Raw genomic sequence first — 16,363 nt, 5'->3', positions numbered from 1 at the left:
ACACGGCAACGTGAGTTTCCGCTGACGGCGTGATTGCCGCTGTCGTGCGCAAGAATCCGTCACATTCCAACCAGAAATGCCGCGAGCCCCGCACCAACCGCCCCGACCAGCGCCCCAAGCCCCGTCCATAGCGCGCGCTCTGGCCAAACCGCCCGCTTGACCGGCACCGGCGCTGCGGTTTGCCGGATGAGCGCCGCTTCAACCAGTCCCGGCAGACGTGGACCATAGCGCGACAGCACCATGGCCGTGCGCCCCAGATCGCGCAAGGCAGCGCGGGGGCCAATGGTCTGCTTGATGTAATCCTCGACCACGGGCTTCGCGACCTGCCAGATATTGATCTGCGGATTGAGGCTGCGCGCCACACCTTCGACTACGACCATGGTGCGCTGCAGCAGGATCAGTTCGGTGCGTGTTTCCATGCCGAACCGCTCTGTGACCTCAAAGAGATAACTGAGCAGGCTGCCCATGGAAATCTTGCTGGCATCCATGCCAAAGATTGGCTCTCCCACAGCGCGTAGCGCACGGGCAAAGGCATCGACATCGCGATCCGCAGGCACATAGCCCGCCTCAAAATGCACTTCGGCAACACGTCGGTAATCGCGCCTTATGAAACCGTAAAGGATCTCGGCATAGACGCGGCGGGTGTATTCGTCGATATGCCCCATGATACCGAAATCATAGGCAATGATATCGCCATTCCCGGAAACCTTGAGATTGCCCTGATGCATGTCGGCGTGAAAATACCCATCGCGCAGAGCATGGCTGAGGAAAAGCTGCAACACCCGTTCGCCCAATTCGGCGCGATCATGTCCTGCGGCATCCAGCGCGGCATTGTCCCCAAGCGGCAAACCATCGGCCCAAGACATGGTCATCACTCGCCGCGAAGAAAGAGGCCATTGCACCGTTGGCAACTGAAAACCGGCATCCTTGGCGGTATTGGCCGCGAATTCCGAGGCCGAGGCCGCTTCAAGCCGCAGATCGAGTTCGCCCATTACGACGCCCTCGAAATGGGAAATCACATCTGTCGGGCGGAGGCGTCGTGCGCCGGGGGCCAAAAGCTCGACCATGCGCGCGGCGAAATAAAAGGCGTCAATGTCGCGGCGAAAAGCCCGCTCGATCCCCGGACGCAAGACCTTGACGGCCACCTCCTCGCCGGTTCCACGTAGCCGCGCCTTGTGAACCTGTGCGATCGAGGCGGCGGCAACTGGCTGGCTGAAATCGTCAAAGATGTCCTCGACCGGATGGCCCAATTCCTGCGCGATACTGCGCTTGGCCACCTCGACCGAGAAGGGCGGTAACTTGTCCTGCAAGACCCGCAGATGCGTCGCCAATTCCTCGCCCACCAAATCGGGGCGTGTGCTGAGGATTTGGCCGAATTTTATATAAGCAGGTCCAAGAGCGGTCAGCGCGCGCGGCGCGGGCGGGGTCGCGAGATCGCCCTTGTCGCCCAACCACTGAAACGGCCAGGCCAGAAAACGCATCGTGCCGCGCACCAAAGGCGGGGCTTCGAAAGCATCCATGATGAGACCCATCGCACCCGTGCGTTCCAGCGTCGCGCCGGTACGAATGAGGCGCAGAATGTTGTGCGGGCCACGCATTGCTCAGATCTTCCAGCCGGAATGCAGACAGGCGATGCCCATGCTCAGATTGCGGTATTTCGCCTGTTCAAACCCGGCTTGGCGGACCATGTCCAGAAACGTCTCCTGATCGGGAAACTTGCGGATGGATTCGACCAGATACTGGTAGCTGTCGCGATCATTGGCAATCATCTGCCCCAACCGCGGGATAATGTTGAAACTGTAGAGGTCATAGACCTTTTGCATCAGATCATTGGGAATCTGGCTGAATTCGAGCACCATCAGCCGCCCGCCGGGTTTGAGCACACGAAACGCCTCGTTCAGCGCCTCTTGCGGGCGGGTCACGTTTCGGATCCCAAAGCTGATGGTGTAAACGTCGAAACTTGCATCCGGAAAGGGCAACGCCATCGCATCGCCCACCACCCAATCGAGGCTATCGGCCATGCTCTCGGCCTCGGCCCGCTTTCGTCCTTCGACCAGCATCGGCTCTGTCAGATCTAGCACGGTGGCTTGGCCATACCCGGCGCGCTTGAGAAAACGAAAGGAAATATCCCCCGTGCCCCCCGCCACATCGAGCAGACGTTGGCCCGCGCGCGGGGCCAGCCAGTCCATCATCGCATCCTTCCAGATCCGGTGAATTCCAAGGGACATGGCGTCATTCATGACGTCGTATTTGCTGGCCACGCTGCCAAAAACGCCGCGCACGCGCCCGGCCTTCTCCGACTCGGGGATATCCTGAAATCCGAAATGCGTGGTTTTCTCGTTCATGGCCTTGCCGCTCTTGTGTCTCGCCTTTCTTATAGGGCTATGACAGAGGGTTACAATGCGCCCCTTGTGCCGATAGAGGTCCGATATGCCAGAATTGCCCGAGGTTGAGACAGTCCGCCGCGGCCTGACCCCGGTGATGGAGGGTCAGGTCATTGCCCGTGCCACCGTCAACCGGCCTGATCTGCGCTGGCCCTTCCCCCCCGACATGGCCGTGCGTCTGACAGGTCAGACGGTGACGGCGCTCCGGCGACGCTCGAAATACATCCTCGCCGATCTGACATCGGGCGAGAGCCTGCTCATTCACTTGGGCATGTCGGGCCGCATGCTGGTGTCGGGCGATCCTCTGGGCCGCTTTGTGCATGATCACCCGGCCCCGGAGAAACATGACCATGTCGTGCTCGATATGGAGGGGGGCGCGCGGATCACCTTCAACGATCCGCGGCGTTTTGGGGCGATGGACCTGCTGCCCACCAAGACAGCGGAGGCGCACCCGCTCTTGGCCCGGTTGGGGCCTGAGCCTTTGGGCAATACGTTCAACGAACCCTATCTGATGGGCGCTCTCAAAGGCCGCAACACGCCTATCAAATCTGCCCTGCTGGATCAGCGAATCGTTGCGGGTCTCGGGAATATCTATGTCTGTGAGGCTCTCTTTCGCGCGCGGATCTCGCCGCTGCGCCGGGCAGGTTCCCTCTCGGGCAAACGTGCCGCTGCCCTAGTGCCGATCATCCGCGCAGTCTTGACCGATGCGATTACCGCCGGCGGCTCCTCTTTGCGGGATTTTCGACAGGCTGACGGGGAGTTGGGCTATTTCCAGCACAGTTTCGACGTCTACGGGCGCGAAGGCGACCCCTGCCGCAACGCCGGATGCAAGGGCCATATCGCCCGCGTCACTCAGGCCGGCCGTTCCAGCTTCTATTGCCCTCAGTGTCAAAGATAGGTTGAACGCGCGGCCAACAGTGGTAATGAATCGGCTCTGATGACAACAAATGAAAGCTGATTTCATGGCCTATGAGACGATCATCGTCGAAATAGAAGACCACGTCGCCCTCATCAAGCTCAACCGCCCCGACGCGCTCAATGCGCTCAACGCGCAGTTGATGTCGGAACTCGCAGAGGCATTAGGAGAGGCGCAACAGAACGAGAAGGTTCGCTGCATCGTTCTCACCGGCTCGGAAAAGGCCTTTGCCGCCGGCGCCGATATCAAGATGATGAGCGAAAAGAGCTTTGTCGATGTCTTCACCGAAGACCTCTTTACCGCCGACAGCGCCGCCATATGCCGGGTGCGCAAGCCGATCATCGCGGCGGTGTCGGGCTACGCACTTGGCGGCGGCTGTGAACTTGCGATGATGTGCGACTTCATCATCTGCTCGGACACCGCCAAATTCGGCCAGCCCGAAATCAATCTGGGCGTGATCGCGGGCATTGGCGGCACGCAGCGCCTGACACGGCTGGTGGGCAAGTCCAAGGCAATGGACATGAACCTTACGGGGCGCTTCATGGATGCCGAAGAGGCAGAGCGTTCGGGGCTGGTGAGCCGCGTGGTGCCTGCCAAAAAGCTGATGGAAGAGGCGATGGCGGTGGCGCAGAAGATCGCCGAAAAATCGCAGATTTCCGTAATGGCAGCCAAGGAGGCAGTCAATCGCTCTTACGAGACCACACTGCGCGAAGGGCTCTTGTTCGAGCGCCGCGTGTTCCATTCGCTTTTTGCGACTGAAGATCAGAAAGAGGGCATGGCCGCATTCGCCGAAAAGCGCGAGGCGCAGTTCCGCGACAAGTAAGCGCGTTTGCAGCGAGAGGGGCGCTGCCCCTCTTGGCCTGCGGCCAATTCACTCCGAAAAATTTGAACCACAAAGAAACATGAAAACGCGCGCCCGGGTTTGACACACGCAACACCCGGGCGCGGCTTCTTCATGGGCGGTCATCGGCTCTCCAGCCTGTACTGCAGGCCAAGGATCTCACATCAGGGTTAATAAACCTTGCGCTTCTTCTTGGCAAAAATACTCAAACTCCACGCTCTGCCGCCAGACGCCAACCTCTCAGATCAACCCTTCAGCCGCAAAGAGCGCCTTGACGTCCGCTTCGGGCCGCGCACCGTAATGGCCGATCACCTCGGCCGCCGCGATACACCCCATGCGCCCGGACACAGCCAATGACCGACCGGTTGCAAGACCGTAGAGCAGGCCAGCGGCAAATTGATCCCCCGCGCCTGTGGTATCGACCGGGGTCACGCGATGCACCGGCACGGTCACAGTCTCGTCGCCCTGCACCAAGACGACATCATGGCCCGAACGGGTGCAGACGATGAGACCGCTTTCAGATGCTGCCTGTTCCAATGCCGCCCCCAGATCCTCGGTCTCGTAAAGCGCGCACCATTCGTGCTCGTTTCCGATCACATAATCCAACTCACGCAGGAGACGGCGAAAATCGTCACGGTGGCGATTGACGCAGAACGGGTCCGAGAGGGTGATCCCCGCTTTGCCGCCACCGGCCCGCGCGGCGCGTGCCGCTGCTTGAAACGCCGCCTTGCCTTTGGGCTTGTCAAAAAGATAACCCTCCAGAAACAAAAGCTCGGCCTGCCCGGCCACCGCTTCGGGCACATCTGCGTCGTCAAGTTCTGTCGAAATGCCCAGATAGGTATTCATCGAGCGCTCGCCATCGGGCGAGACGAAGATCATCGACCGCGAGGTGGGCAGCACGCCATCGCCACGCGGTGCGTTGACGAAGTCGGTGCCAACCTCGGTCATCGCCGCGGCATAGTAGCGCCCGAGTTCGTCATCGCTGACCCGCCCGATAAATCCGGTCGAGAGGCCAAGCGCACCCAGTCCCGCTATGGTATTGGCGACCGACCCGCCCGGGGCCTGCCGCCGGTCGGTCATGTTTTCATAGAGAAATTCGGCACGCTCTGTTTCGATCAATTGCATGACGCCCTTTTCGATGCCCATGCGTGCGAGAAAGGCATCGTCGCATTGGCTGATCACGTCCACCACGGCATTGCCGATGCCAACGGCCTGATATTTGGTCATAGAGTCTTGTCCTCGAATAAGCAGAGATCACGAATAAGGCAGGTGCCGCAGGCGGGTTTGCGCGCCTTGCAGGTGTAGCGGCCGTGCAGGATGAGCCAATGATGCGCGTGGCGCTGAAAATCCACTGGCACGTTGTCCTCGATGGCGCGCTCGACCGCCTCTACGGATTTGCCGGGGCAAATGCCGCTGCGATTGCCCACGCGGAATATATGCGTATCCACCGCCTGCGCCGGGTACTGCCACCACATGTTGAGCACGACGTTGGCCGTCTTGCGCCCGACACCGGGTAGCGATTGTAGTGCCGCGCGGGAATTGGGAACTTCGCCGCCATACTCCTCGACCAAGATGCGGCTCAGCTTCATCACATTCTTGGCCTTGTTGCGATAAAGGCCAATCGTCTTGATATGCTGGATCAGGCCCTCTTCGCCCAGATTGAGCATCTTTTGTGGCGTGTCAGCGACCTGAAAGAGATCCCTCGTCGCCTTGTTGACGCCGACATCGGTGGCTTGCGCCGAGAGCGCCACGGCGACTACGAGCGTATAGGCGTTGACATGGTCCAACTCACCCTTGGGTTCCGGCTCTGCGGCCTCGAACCGGGTGAAGATCTCGCGGATCGTGTGGTAGTCAAGTTGGCGTGCCATGGCTGCTCTATGCCGGGATTTGGCGGGATGCGCAACATTCGGGTCGCATACTGCAATAGGGCGTCATATCTTGCTTGCGCAACGACAGGACGACCATAATGAACGCCCAACCTGAACCCGGTTATCATTACCACGTCATGCGCCGCGCGATTGACCTCATCGACAGCCGCGATACGGCACTGACACTCGAAGAATTGGCGCGCGAGATGGGCATGAGCGCCGCGCATTTCCAGCGGCTCTTTTCGCAATGGGTGGGCGTGTCACCCAAACGCTATCAGCAGTATCTGACGCTGGGCCACGCCAAGGCGCTGCTCACAGAGCGTTTCACCACTCTCGCGGCGGCAGATGAGGCCGGGCTGTCAGGCACCGGGCGGCTTCACGATCTCTTCTTGCGGTGGGAGGCGATGAGCCCCGGTGAGTTCGCCCGCGGCGGTGACGGGCTGACGATCCATTACGGCTGGTTCGACAGCCCGTTTGGCGAGGCCCTTGCCATGGGCACGGAGCGTGGCCTCTGCGGCCTGGCCTTTTCCGAGGAGTTCGGGCGTGAGGTGGCGATGGCGGACATGCGCTCTCGCTGGCCCAAGGCCATATACACCGAGGCTCCCGACAGGATCGCAGGTTGGGTAGAGGCGGCCTTTGGCGGGCGGGGCGAGGCTGCGCTCCACATGATCGGCGCGCCGTTCCAGATCAAGGTCTGGGAGGCGCTGTTGCAAATCCCGTCGGGCCACGTGACGACCTATTCGGAAATCGCAAGTGCCATAGGCAACCCGCGCGCGGTGCGGGCTGTGGGCACGGCGGTCGGTCGCAATCCGGTCAGCTATCTCATCCCATGCCACCGCGCCTTGCGCAAATCCGGCGCGCTGGGCGGCTATCACTGGGGCTTGCCAGTCAAACGCGCCATGCTCGCCTGGGAGGGCGCGCGCGCCGACGAGTAGGCGGAAAGTTGCACGCCAAGCGCGTCTTTTCCCCGTGAATGTCCCTTGGGATACCGCGTGATATTGCATATCATCGCACCAGACCCGATCCATCGGGCCAGTTGAACCGAAGAGGCGAATACCATGATACGAGCGAAAAAATCCTTGCTGATGCTCTCTGGCGCATCCCTGCTGCTGGCGACGGCCTGCACCGACCCGGGCTATGTGGGCGGCCCCAACCCCAATCAAAAGGCCCAGCAGGGGGGCGATCATCGGCGGCCTCATCGGGGCTGGGACCGGCGCAATTGTCAGCGACAGCAAGGGCAAGGGCGCGCTGCTTGGTGGCGTGTTGGGGGCCGTGGGCGGCGCCGCCATCGGCAGTGCGCTGGACCGGCAAGAGGCGGAATTGCGCCAGCAACTCGACAGCGATGTGCGGATCGTCAATACCGGCGACCGCTTGATCCTGACCATGCCGCAAGACATTCTCTTCCCGGTGGACGGGGCCACCGTTGCTCCTGCCCTGCGTGACGACCTCTTCAAGGTCTCGCAGAGCCTTCAGGCCTATCCCGACACCACCGTGCAGGTCGTAGGCCATACCGACAGCGACGGCGATGCAGGATATAATCAGGGCCTGTCCAAACGTCGCGCAAATGCGGTTGCGGATGTGCTTGCCAGCGGCGGCGTGCCTTATGGCCGTATCCGCGCCTTTGGCCGTGGCGAGGATCAGCCGGTCGCGTCGAACCTCACCAGCGAGGGCAAGGCACAGAACCGCCGCGTAGAGATCGTGATCCTGCCGAACGCCTGACGGTTCCTGAAACGCGAGAAGGGGCTGACCGCATCCCGGTCAGCCCCGTTTTTATTTGGTCTGGATACTTTCGAGATAGGCCATCAGCGCCGCAAGTGGGCGCGGTGTGGGTGTAAGCCTGCCATCACCCACGTCGAGCGGCACGGTGTCGCCCTCCAGTAACAGACCGAATTCCGGCATCTCTTGTCCCGGTAGGCCTGTGCGGTCGTAGCCGTCGATCACGGACAGCACATGCGCGCGGGGAAACACCCCATCGTTCGAGAGCCGCGTCAAATCCGCCGGGCGCGGCGTGAAACCAGAGGCCCAAGGCCCGTCACCCTTGCCCGATGCCCCGTGGCATTGGACGCAGTTGGCGTCATAGATCGCGGCCCCTTCGCCCGCGTCGGGCATGGATTGGGTCGCCGCACAGGCCGCAACACCTGCGGCGGTCAGGATTGCCAAGATACGCATCGCTCGCCCCTTTGTTTTCGCCAAGGGTAGCAAGAGCCCCATGACTGCGCAACGCCCCTGATCAGGACAGCTCGCCCGCCAACCCCTTGTCGATCAGGGCCACGGTTTCCGTGACGCCATAGAGCGCTATGAACCCGCCAAAGCGCGGCCCCTGCGAGGCCCCCAGCAGAACCTCGTAGAGCGCCTTGAACCAGTCGCGCAGCGGCTCGAAACGGTCACGACCAACCGCATAGACAATGGATTGCAGCGCCTCGTCCTCAGCTGGGCCATCATAGGCGGCCAGTTGATCGCGCAAGTCCATCAGCGCCTCACGCTCCAGATCGGTGGGCGCGCGATAGACCTTCTCGGGGGCTACGAAATCCTCGTAATAGCGCACCGCATAGCCTGCGGCGGCATCTAGGTCGGCATGGGTCTCGGGGCGCGCGTCCGGCGCATAGCGACGGATGAACCCCCAGAGCGTTTCCTTGTCCTCTGCGGCAGAGACCGAGGCAAGGTTGAGCAGCATCGAGAAGGGCACGACCATCCGGCTCTCGGGAACATTGCCGCCGTGGATATGCCAGACCGGATTGGCCAATTGCTGCTCCAGCGTCTGATCGGGGAAGGCGCGCAATTGCTGGTGATACTCGTCCACCGCCTTGGGGATCACATCGAAATGCATCCGCTTGGCGGTCTTGGGCTTTTGATACATGAAGTAAGACAGGCTCTCGGTGGCCGCATAGGTCAACCACTGGTCAATCGACACGCCATTGCCCGAGGATTTCGAGATTTTCTGTCCGCTTTCGTCAAGGAAGAGCTCATAGGTGAAATGCTCTGGCGCGGGCGCGCCCAGCGCGCGGCAGATGCCGTCATAAATCGGCGTGTTGGTCGAGTGATCCTTGCCATACATCTCGAAATCCACACCGAGTGCCGCCCAACGGGCCCCGAAATCAGGCTTCCATTGCAGTTTCACATTGCCGCCCGTCACCGGCAGGGTCCATTCGCGCCCGGTCTCGTCGTCAAAGGTGATGGTGCCGTCCTTGGCGTTCACCTCTTTCATCGGGACATAGAGCACGCGGCCCGTTTCGGGATGAATGGGCAGAAAGATCGAATAGGTCTGCTGCCGCTCTTCACGAAGGGATTGCAGCATGATCTTCATGATCGCGTCATAGCGCTCGGCGGCGCGCAAGAGCACGGCGTCGAATTGGCCAGAGCGATAGAATTCAGTGGCCGAATAAAACTCATACTCGAACCCGAAGGTGTCGAGGAACCGCCGCAGCATGGCATTGTTGTGGTGGCCAAAGCTCTCATGCGTGCCAAAGGGGTCCGGCACGGAGGTGAGCGGCTTTTGCAGATGCTCCATCAGCATCTCACGGTTGGGCACATTGCCCGGAACCTTGCGCATGCCGTCGAGGTCGTCGGAAAAGCAGATCAGCCGGGTGGGAATATCGCTGATCACCTCAAAGGCGCGGCGGATCATCGTGGTGCGCAGCACCTCGCCAAAAGTGCCGATATGGGGCAAGCCCGAGGGACCATAGCCCGTCTCGAAGAGCACGTAGCCCTTCTCCGGCGGGGCCTTTTCATAGCGTTTGAGCACGCGGCGCGCCTCTTCAAAAGGCCAGGCTTTCGAATTCATCGCGGCGTCGCGCAGGTCGGACATCTGTCACACTCCAGGTTGCGCCTCGCCAAAATCCCGGCGCGGCATCTGCGCTTCCTATTGCCGGGGGGCGTGACAGTCAATATTCTGCACCGCAACATAGCCCCGCGCGAAAGGCCCGCATATGTCCGAACCGATGCCCCACCCGCTCACACCGCAGGATTGTCTTGTGGCGGTCATGATCGCTGTCTCGGCCTCAGACGAGGACATGCGCACCGCCGAACTCATCAAGATAGAGAGCACGGTGAACAATCTGCCGATCTTTGCCGATTACGATCTGGATCGGCTGAAGCTGATGTCGCAAACCGTGCTCGATCTTTTCACGGTAGAAGACGGTCTTGATGCGCTCTTTGGTCTGGTGCGTGCCAATCTGCCCGAACGGCTGTTCGAGACGGCCTATGCGCTTGCCTGTGATGTGGCCGCGGCGGATGGGACTTTGAACGAGCGCGAACTGCGTCTGCTCGAAGAGATTCGCTATGAACTCACGATCGATAGATTGCATGCCGCCGCCATCGAACGCGGCGCACGGGCACGGCATATGACCGCATGAGCCTGCTCAACGCGCCGCTCCGCGCGCGGGTGGGGTGCCTGCCCGCCGCAGGATGACACCAAGGCGGGCAAAGCTGTTTTTGACCGAAACCGACTCGTTCTCGGCCAGGAATCCGTCCAACTCAGGCCACACCCGGATCGCCTGATCCAGATCTGGATCGCTGCCTTCTGAGTAGAGACCAACCCTGATCATTGTCTCAGATCTGGCGTAGCTGCCCAAAAGGCCACGCGCACGTGAAATCAGTGCGTTCTCCTCCTCGGTTGCGGCACGTGGCAGGCTGCGCGATACGGACCGCAAGAGATCAATCGCTGGATAGCGTCCACGTTCCGCAATCTGACGATCCAGCACCACATGTCCGTCAAGAACCCCGCGCAGAATGTCGGCGATCGGTTCCTCCATATCCGAGCCCGCGACGAGGACAGTCAAGAGCGCGGTGATATCCCCTGCCCCATCCTCCCCCGGCCCCGCCCGCTCGCAAAGAGACATGATGAGATGCGAGGTTGATGCGGGATATCCGCGCAGTGCCGGCATTTCTCCTGCTGCCGTCGCCACCTCTCGATGCGCCTCGGCAAAACGTGTGATCGAATCGGCAAGAAAGAGCACCTGCTGCCCTTGATCACGAAAGAACTCGGCCACCGCCATCGCCGTCCAGGCACAGCGACGACGAACGAGCGGTGAGCGGTCCGAGGTGGCAGCAACAATGACGCTGCGGCGCATACCCTCTGGCCCCAGGACATGCTCGACGAACTCTCGCAATTCACGCCCGCGCTCGCCAATGAGGGCAATCACCACGACATCCGCCTGCATATGCCGCGCCAGATGCCCAAGCAGCATGGATTTGCCGACGCCCGATCCGGCAAATAAGCCCACACGCTGGCCGCGCACGATGGGTAGCATCGTGTTGAACGCCGCCATCCCGGTTTCCAGCCGTACGCCAAGCGCACGTCGCCGCGCAGGTGCTGGGGGATCAGCCCGCAGCATCCGTGCCTCGGCCCCCCGCAACAGAGGGCGACCATCAAGCGGGGTGCCAAAGGGATCAATGATCCGACCCAACCAGCCCGCAGAGGGCGCAATGAACTCGGCCTGCCCCAACATCGCCCGGTCGCCAAGCGCGACCCCCTCAGGGCTGGAATCAGGCAGGACCATCACCGAGGCCGCCTCGAGCCGGATCACTTCGCCCGTAAGCGGGGCGCCCGAGCGACGCCGGATATCCACCCTGTCACCAAGCCGCGCCTCAGAGGATAGGCCACTGATCCTCAAGGTATTTCCCTGCACCGCGCTGACCCGCCCCATCACCCGCGACATGCGCAACGAAGAGAGTTCCGCCCGCAACGCCGTCATGTCCTGTCTCTGCATCGATTGCTCCAATCCTGATCCCGCAAACAATTTCTAAAGGAATCAGGGTTAAGCCTTGGTTGAAGCCAATCGAGGGAGAAGCCCCGATGTTTGAGACTATGGAAATCTTTCGCATGGCCCATGCGTTGGCGCAGCATGCGGGTGCCCGTCAGGCCGTGGTATCGCAGAACATGGCCAATGCCGATACGCCGGGCTATGCCGCGCGCGACATCGCAGCCTTCGCGCAGGTCTACGACTCGGATCGCGGTGCGCAGTCACCGCGCATCACGCGGGATGGGCATATGCTCGGATCCGAGACGCGCCTTGAATTCACTGTGGCCGACGATCCGACTGCGGTCGCGGACCCTAATGGCAACTCGGTCACGCTCGAGACCGAAATGCTGCGTGCGGTCGATGTGAAACGGCAACATGACCGCGCGCTTGCGATCTACAAATCCTCGCTCACCGTGCTGCGCACGGCGATCGGGCGGCGATAGGGGCAGGTCATGAGCGATTTTTCCGACGCCCTTTCCGTTTCTGCCAGCGGTCTCAAGGCACAGGCCCAACGCCTGCGCCATGTGTCCGAGAATATCGCGAATGCCGACACGCCCGGTTATCGGCGCAAAACCGTGTCGTTCGAAACGACCCTCACCGGGACTGGCACCGATGGCGCCGTCGCAGTGAGCCGGGTCAACCTTGACCGCAGCGAACCGCAGCGGATCTACGATCCCAGCCACCCGCTTGCCGATGAGAGCGGGCATTATCAGGGGTCTACCGTCGATCTGATGATCGAAATCGCTGACGCCCGCGAAGCACAGCGCAGTTACGAGGCCAATCTCAAGATGTTCGATCAGGTGCGGCAGATGTCCGCCGGGCTGATGGACCTGTTACGCCGATAAAGGAGATCCAGAATGGATATTACAGCACTGAATGCCGCCCAGAAATACTCTGCCGCGCGACCGGCCACCGAACCGCTGGCTGGTCAGGCCGCCGCCGGCAGCGCCTTTCAGACTCTCGCCAAGGATTTTGCTGCCACGCTCTCCGAGGGCGAGACCCTCGCCAAGGCGAGCATGATCGGCAAGGCCGATCCGCATTCTCTCGTGCAAGCGCTCGCGCAAACCGAACTCGCGGTTGAGGCCGCTGTCACGGTGCGCGACCGTGTGGTGGAGGCCTATCAGGAAATCCTCCGCATGCCGGTCTGATCCGATGCTGAACGAGGTCCTGTTCTTTGACACGTTGCGCGAAACCCTCTGGATATCGGTCATCGTCTCTTTGCCGATCCTCGCCGTAGCGCTGGTGGCAGGCCTCGTGGTCGGGCTCTTTCAGGCCCTCACCTCGATTCAGGAACTGACCCTGACCTTTGTTCCCAAGCTGGGCGCGATCATCGTCGTGTTCTGGATCACGATGGGGTTCATGACGCAAACGCTGGTCACATTCTTTCAGGACCGGCTCATTCCGATCATCACAGGAGGCTGAGATGGAAAGCGCAGGTTACACGACGCTCACCCGACAGACCGGGCTTTTGCGCGAATTGCAGGTTGTCGCCAACAACATCGCCAATGCCGCAACCACCGGCTATCGTCAGGACGGGTTGATCTTTTCCGAATTCGTCAAGCAAACCGAAGGCGGTCCATCGCTCTCGATGGCACGCGGCAATGTGCGAATGACCTCTATGCTACAAGGGCCACTTGCCCCCACCGGCGGCATGCTTGATCTGGCGATAGAGGGCGAAGGCTTTTTCCTGATCGAGACCCCTTCGGGCGAGCGCCTGACGCGCGCGGGTAATTTCACGCTCTCGGCTCAGGGCGATCTGGTGACGCCTGACGGGTTTCGGGTGCTGGATGTCGGCGGGGCGCCTGTATTCATTCCGCCCGACGCCACGAATATCGGCCTCTCGCCCGACGGCACGCTGAGCGATAACGGTCGCCCCTTGGCCCAGATCGGTCTCGTGCGCCCCGTCGACGGCTTTGCCATGGTCCGCGAGGATGGCGTCATGTTCCGCGCCGATGGCGAGATTGAGCCGGTCGAAGAGGGGCGCATCCACCAAGGGTTTCTGGAGGGTGCCAATGTCGATCCCATCGGCCAGGTCGCCCGCATGATCGAGGTGCAGCGCGCCTATGAGATGGGCCAGAGCTTTCTCGATAGCGAACATGAGCGCGTGACCTCCGCACTCGAGTCCTTCATCCGATAAGCCAGGAGCACGCCATGCATATCCTCAAGATCGCCGCCACCGGAATGGCCGCCCAGCAGATGCGGGTCGAGACGATTTCGAACAACCTCGCCAATATGTCCACCACCGGCTATAACGCGCGCCGGGCGGAATTCGCCGATCTGCACTATCAGCAGTTGGCCCGCGCAGGCACTATCAATGCTGCCGATGGCACGGTCCTGCCCACGGGGGTACAACTGGGCCTCGGCGTGCGGCCCTCGGCGATTTCGGTGCAACTGGCGCAAGGGTCGCTGACCCAGACCAATGGCGATCTCGACCTCGCCATCGACGGGAGCGGCTATCTCGAGGTCCGATTACCCTCGGGCCAGTCCGGCTATACCCGCGACGGCGCCCTCAAACGCTCGGCGGATGGGGTCATCGTCAATTCCGACGGCTTTCCCGTCGCCCCCGAAATTACCATCCCAGAGGATGCTCGCAGCATCACCATAAACGCCGAAGGCGAGGTTTTCGCCTTTTTTCAAGACACGGCCGAAGCACAGCAACTGGGCCAGATCGACCTTGTCGGCTTTACCAACCCCAAGGGGCTTGAGGCCATCGGCGGCAATCTCTTTGTCGAGACCGAGGCCTCTGGCCCCGCGAATGTAACCACCGCTGGACAAGATGGTTTGGGCACGCTGCGCCAAGGCTATCTCGAAGACAGTTCGGTCGATCCGGTGCGCGAGATCACCGAGTTGATCGAAGCTCAACGGGGCTATGAGCTGAATGCCAAGGTCATCACTGCCGCCGACCAAATGCTCAGTGCCACGACACAGGTGCGGTGATGCGGTGGCTTACCCTCATTCTCGGCGTGCTCCTCAGCGGTCCCGCTTTGGCAGATTTAATCATCGCCACCCGCACCATACGCCCCCAGGAAATCCTTGGGCCGTCAGACCTGTTGCTGCAAGAGGGCGCAGACCAGAGCAATGTCACGCTGGAGGACCTGATCGGACAAGAGGCGCGGGTGGCCCTCTATGCAGGGCGTCCGGTGCGCCCCGGCGATGTCGGACCACCCGCCGTGGTCGAGCGCAATCAAGTCGTGCCACTGATCTATTTGCGTGGCGGTCTTGAGATCATGACCGAGGGTCGCTCGCTCGACCGGGCGGGGATCGGGGATCATGTCCGCGTTATGAACCTGGCGTCGCGCGCCACCGTCTCGGGGCGCGTCACAGCGAGCGGCCGAATACTTGTTTCTCAATAGGAGTCGCCATGCCCGCCTTTCGTTTTGTCACAGTATTTGGTGTGGTTCTGCTCAGCGCCGCCTGCGCGCGTCTCGACCATCTCGGCAAGCCGCCCAGCTTTACGCCGACGATGAACTCCACCGAACAGCTTGCCATGCTGGATCCAGGCTTGCCACGCAGCACCGCGCAGGACACGCCCTTTCAACAAGCCTCGCTCTGGAGCGGCGGCAAGCAGTCGCTCTTGGGCGACCGGCGCGCAGCCCAGCGTGGCGACATCATGACCGTTGTCATTGAGATTGACGAAGAGGCGCAGATCTCGAATTCCACATCGCGCTCTCGGGACGGGTCCGAGAGCCTTGCGATCCCGGACCTCTTCGGCATCCCGCAACGGCTCAACCGCAACCTGCCCGAGGGGGCCAGCCTGGACCGCGCCGCCGGTCTCAATTCCACCAGCCAATCGGGCGGAGAGGGCTCTGTCAGCCGAAGTGAGGAATTGACCCTGCGCGTGGCCGCGACCGTGATGCAGGTCCTGCCAAATGGGGTGCTCGAGATACAGGGTTCTCAGGAGGTGCGGGTCAATTTCGAGCTGCGGGAGTTGCTGGTGTCCGGCTTTGTACGTCCCGAAGACATCTCGCGCCAGAACGAGATCACCTATGACAAGATCGCCGCCGCACGGATTTCCTATGGGGGACGCGGCCAGATCACCGATGTTCAGCAACCCAGGATCGGTCAGCAATTGCTCGACGGCCTTCTGCCCTTTTGACACCCAGCTTCAGGATCCACCACAATGCTTGCGAAATTGCTGCCTCTACTTTTGCTGCTGTTCGGCGTGGCGGCCGGGGCCGGAGCGGGCTTTGTCCTCAGACCCGAGACTGAGAGCGTGCAGGTGGAAAATCCGGCAATGCCCGGCAAGGATCATGCAGCACCAGCGCCAGAAACCCCCATTGCCAGTGACATCGTGAAACTCAACAATCAGTTTGTCATCCCTTTGGTTGCCAAAGACAGGATCACTGCACTGATGGTGCTGTCGCTCAGCGTCGAAACCGCCGCAGGTCGCACATCGGAGATCTATGACCGCGAACCGAAGCTGCGGGATGTTCTGTTGCAAGCCCTTTTCAATCACGCCAACCGTGGAGGCTTTGACGGAGAGTTCACCAAAGCCCGGAACATGGATGTTCTGCGCCTGGCGTTGGCCGAAGCTGCAAGCGAGGTGCTGGGGGATGCGATCCTAGGAGTTCTGATCACCGAAATCGCACGCCAGGACATCTGAACGACGGCAG

20 protein-coding genes and 1 pseudogene are annotated in these 16,363 nt (G+C 61.3%); 14 read left to right on the top strand and 7 right to left on the bottom strand.

What is annotated here, in order from left to right:
• Positions 1-59: 59 nt before the first annotated feature.
• Entirely contained in the window at positions 60-1,598 is a 1,539-nt protein-coding gene (ubiB, locus tag ROSMUC_RS20575) for a 2-polyprenylphenol 6-hydroxylase (protein ID WP_037276770.1), read from the bottom strand.
• Between the two features lie 3 nt (positions 1,599-1,601).
• Positions 1,602-2,345 (bottom strand): bifunctional demethylmenaquinone methyltransferase/2-methoxy-6-polyprenyl-1,4-benzoquinol methylase UbiE, encoded by a 744-nt coding sequence (gene ubiE, locus ROSMUC_RS20570; protein ID WP_037276769.1) that lies wholly within the window; start codon positions 2,343-2,345, stop codon positions 1,602-1,604.
• Positions 2,346-2,430: 85 nt separating this feature from the next.
• Here ubiE and mutM point away from each other — a divergent pair, with 85 nt between their 5' ends.
• Together mutM and ROSMUC_RS20560 are read left to right on the top strand one after the other, a co-directional pair.
• Positions 2,431-3,282, top strand: coding sequence for a bifunctional DNA-formamidopyrimidine glycosylase/DNA-(apurinic or apyrimidinic site) lyase (gene mutM / locus ROSMUC_RS20565; RefSeq protein WP_037276768.1), 852 nt, complete (start codon positions 2,431-2,433; stop codon positions 3,280-3,282).
• A 64-nt stretch (positions 3,283-3,346) separates the two neighbouring features.
• Positions 3,347-4,123: an enoyl-CoA hydratase gene (locus tag ROSMUC_RS20560; RefSeq protein ID WP_037276909.1), complete on the top strand. Its 777-nt coding sequence runs from the start codon at positions 3,347-3,349 to the stop codon at positions 4,121-4,123.
• 258 nt (positions 4,124-4,381) lie between these two features.
• On the opposite strand, the gene ROSMUC_RS20555 is transcribed toward ROSMUC_RS20560, so the two are convergent.
• Together ROSMUC_RS20555 and nth are read right to left on the bottom strand one after the other, a co-directional pair.
• Entirely contained in the window at positions 4,382-5,368 is a 987-nt protein-coding gene (locus ROSMUC_RS20555; RefSeq protein ID WP_037276767.1) for an adenosine kinase, read from the bottom strand.
• A complete protein-coding gene (gene nth / locus ROSMUC_RS20550) occupies positions 5,365-6,009 on the bottom strand; it encodes an endonuclease III (RefSeq protein ID WP_037276766.1) in 645 nt (214 codons plus the stop codon). The genes ROSMUC_RS20555 and nth overlap by 4 nt, the downstream gene beginning before the upstream one ends.
• Before the next feature lie 98 nt (positions 6,010-6,107).
• Here nth and ROSMUC_RS20545 point away from each other — a divergent pair, with 98 nt between their 5' ends.
• Positions 6,108-6,944, top strand: a complete 837-nt coding sequence (locus ROSMUC_RS20545) for a methylated-DNA--[protein]-cysteine S-methyltransferase (protein ID WP_037276764.1) — start codon at positions 6,108-6,110, stop codon at positions 6,942-6,944.
• Positions 6,945-7,067: 123 nt separating this feature from the next.
• Positions 7,068-7,728: pseudogene (locus tag ROSMUC_RS20540) on the top strand (YiaD family glycine zipper/OmpA-like lipoprotein).
• 51 nt (positions 7,729-7,779) lie between these two features.
• On the opposite strand, the gene ROSMUC_RS20535 reads toward ROSMUC_RS20540, so the two are convergent.
• Both ROSMUC_RS20535 and ROSMUC_RS20530 read right to left on the bottom strand, forming a co-directional pair.
• Entirely contained in the window at positions 7,780-8,178 is a 399-nt protein-coding gene (locus tag ROSMUC_RS20535) for a c-type cytochrome (protein ID WP_037276762.1), read from the bottom strand.
• 61 nt (positions 8,179-8,239) lie between these two features.
• Positions 8,240-9,814, bottom strand: a complete 1,575-nt coding sequence (locus ROSMUC_RS20530) for a lysine--tRNA ligase (protein WP_037276760.1) — start codon at positions 9,812-9,814, stop codon at positions 8,240-8,242.
• A 121-nt stretch (positions 9,815-9,935) separates the two neighbouring features.
• On the opposite strand from ROSMUC_RS20530, the gene ROSMUC_RS20525 reads away from it, so the two are divergent.
• The gene (locus ROSMUC_RS20525) at positions 9,936-10,361 is read left to right on the top strand and encodes a tellurite resistance TerB family protein (protein ID WP_037276759.1); all 426 of its coding nucleotides are present in this window, start codon (positions 9,936-9,938) and stop codon (positions 10,359-10,361) included.
• 6 nt (positions 10,362-10,367) lie between these two features.
• Here ROSMUC_RS20525 and ROSMUC_RS20520 read toward each other — a convergent pair whose 3' ends face one another.
• The gene (locus ROSMUC_RS20520) at positions 10,368-11,717 is read right to left on the bottom strand and encodes a FliI/YscN family ATPase (protein ID WP_037276756.1); all 1,350 of its coding nucleotides are present in this window, start codon (positions 11,715-11,717) and stop codon (positions 10,368-10,370) included.
• Between the two features lie 86 nt (positions 11,718-11,803).
• On the opposite strand from ROSMUC_RS20520, the gene ROSMUC_RS20515 reads away from it, so the two are divergent.
• From ROSMUC_RS20515 to ROSMUC_RS20475, 9 genes are read left to right on the top strand one after another with little or no spacing between them, the layout of a single operon-like run.
• Positions 11,804-12,193 carry a FlgB family protein gene (locus ROSMUC_RS20515; RefSeq protein ID WP_037276754.1) on the top strand — a complete coding sequence of 130 codons (390 nt, stop codon included), beginning with the start codon at positions 11,804-11,806 and terminating at the stop codon, positions 12,191-12,193.
• Positions 12,194-12,202: 9 nt separating this feature from the next.
• Positions 12,203-12,595: a flagellar basal body rod protein FlgC gene (gene flgC / locus ROSMUC_RS20510; RefSeq protein ID WP_037276752.1), complete on the top strand. Its 393-nt coding sequence runs from the start codon at positions 12,203-12,205 to the stop codon at positions 12,593-12,595.
• A 12-nt stretch (positions 12,596-12,607) separates the two neighbouring features.
• Positions 12,608-12,898 (top strand): flagellar hook-basal body complex protein FliE, encoded by a 291-nt coding sequence (gene fliE, locus ROSMUC_RS20505; RefSeq protein WP_037276750.1) that lies wholly within the window; start codon positions 12,608-12,610, stop codon positions 12,896-12,898.
• A 4-nt stretch (positions 12,899-12,902) separates the two neighbouring features.
• Complete coding sequence (locus ROSMUC_RS20500) at positions 12,903-13,172, top strand: flagellar biosynthetic protein FliQ (RefSeq protein ID WP_037276748.1); 270 nt, start codon at positions 12,903-12,905, stop codon at positions 13,170-13,172.
• Position 13,173: 1 nt separating this feature from the next.
• Complete coding sequence (locus tag ROSMUC_RS20495; protein WP_037276745.1) at positions 13,174-13,887, top strand: flagellar hook-basal body complex protein; 714 nt, start codon at positions 13,174-13,176, stop codon at positions 13,885-13,887.
• Positions 13,888-13,901: 14 nt separating this feature from the next.
• Positions 13,902-14,687: a flagellar basal-body rod protein FlgG gene (gene flgG / locus ROSMUC_RS20490; RefSeq protein WP_037276744.1), complete on the top strand. Its 786-nt coding sequence runs from the start codon at positions 13,902-13,904 to the stop codon at positions 14,685-14,687.
• Positions 14,687-15,103 (top strand): flagellar basal body P-ring formation chaperone FlgA, encoded by a 417-nt coding sequence (gene flgA / locus ROSMUC_RS20485; protein ID WP_037276743.1) that lies wholly within the window; start codon positions 14,687-14,689, stop codon positions 15,101-15,103. The genes flgG and flgA overlap by 1 nt, the downstream gene beginning before the upstream one ends.
• An 8-nt stretch (positions 15,104-15,111) precedes the next feature.
• A complete protein-coding gene (flgH, locus tag ROSMUC_RS20480; protein ID WP_052115467.1) occupies positions 15,112-15,846 on the top strand; it encodes a flagellar basal body L-ring protein FlgH in 735 nt (244 codons plus the stop codon).
• A 24-nt stretch (positions 15,847-15,870) separates the two neighbouring features.
• Positions 15,871-16,353 carry a flagellar basal body-associated FliL family protein gene (locus ROSMUC_RS20475; RefSeq protein WP_037276741.1) on the top strand — a complete coding sequence of 161 codons (483 nt, stop codon included), beginning with the start codon at positions 15,871-15,873 and terminating at the stop codon, positions 16,351-16,353.
• Positions 16,354-16,363: the final 10 nt, after the last annotated feature.

Origin of the sequence: Roseovarius mucosus DSM 17069 (assembly GCF_000768555.3) — a bacterium.
Taxonomy (GTDB): domain Bacteria; phylum Pseudomonadota; class Alphaproteobacteria; order Rhodobacterales; family Rhodobacteraceae; genus Roseovarius; species Roseovarius mucosus.
Note: the sequence above shows the minus strand (reverse complement) of the source record. Positions and strands in the feature narration are given on the sequence as shown.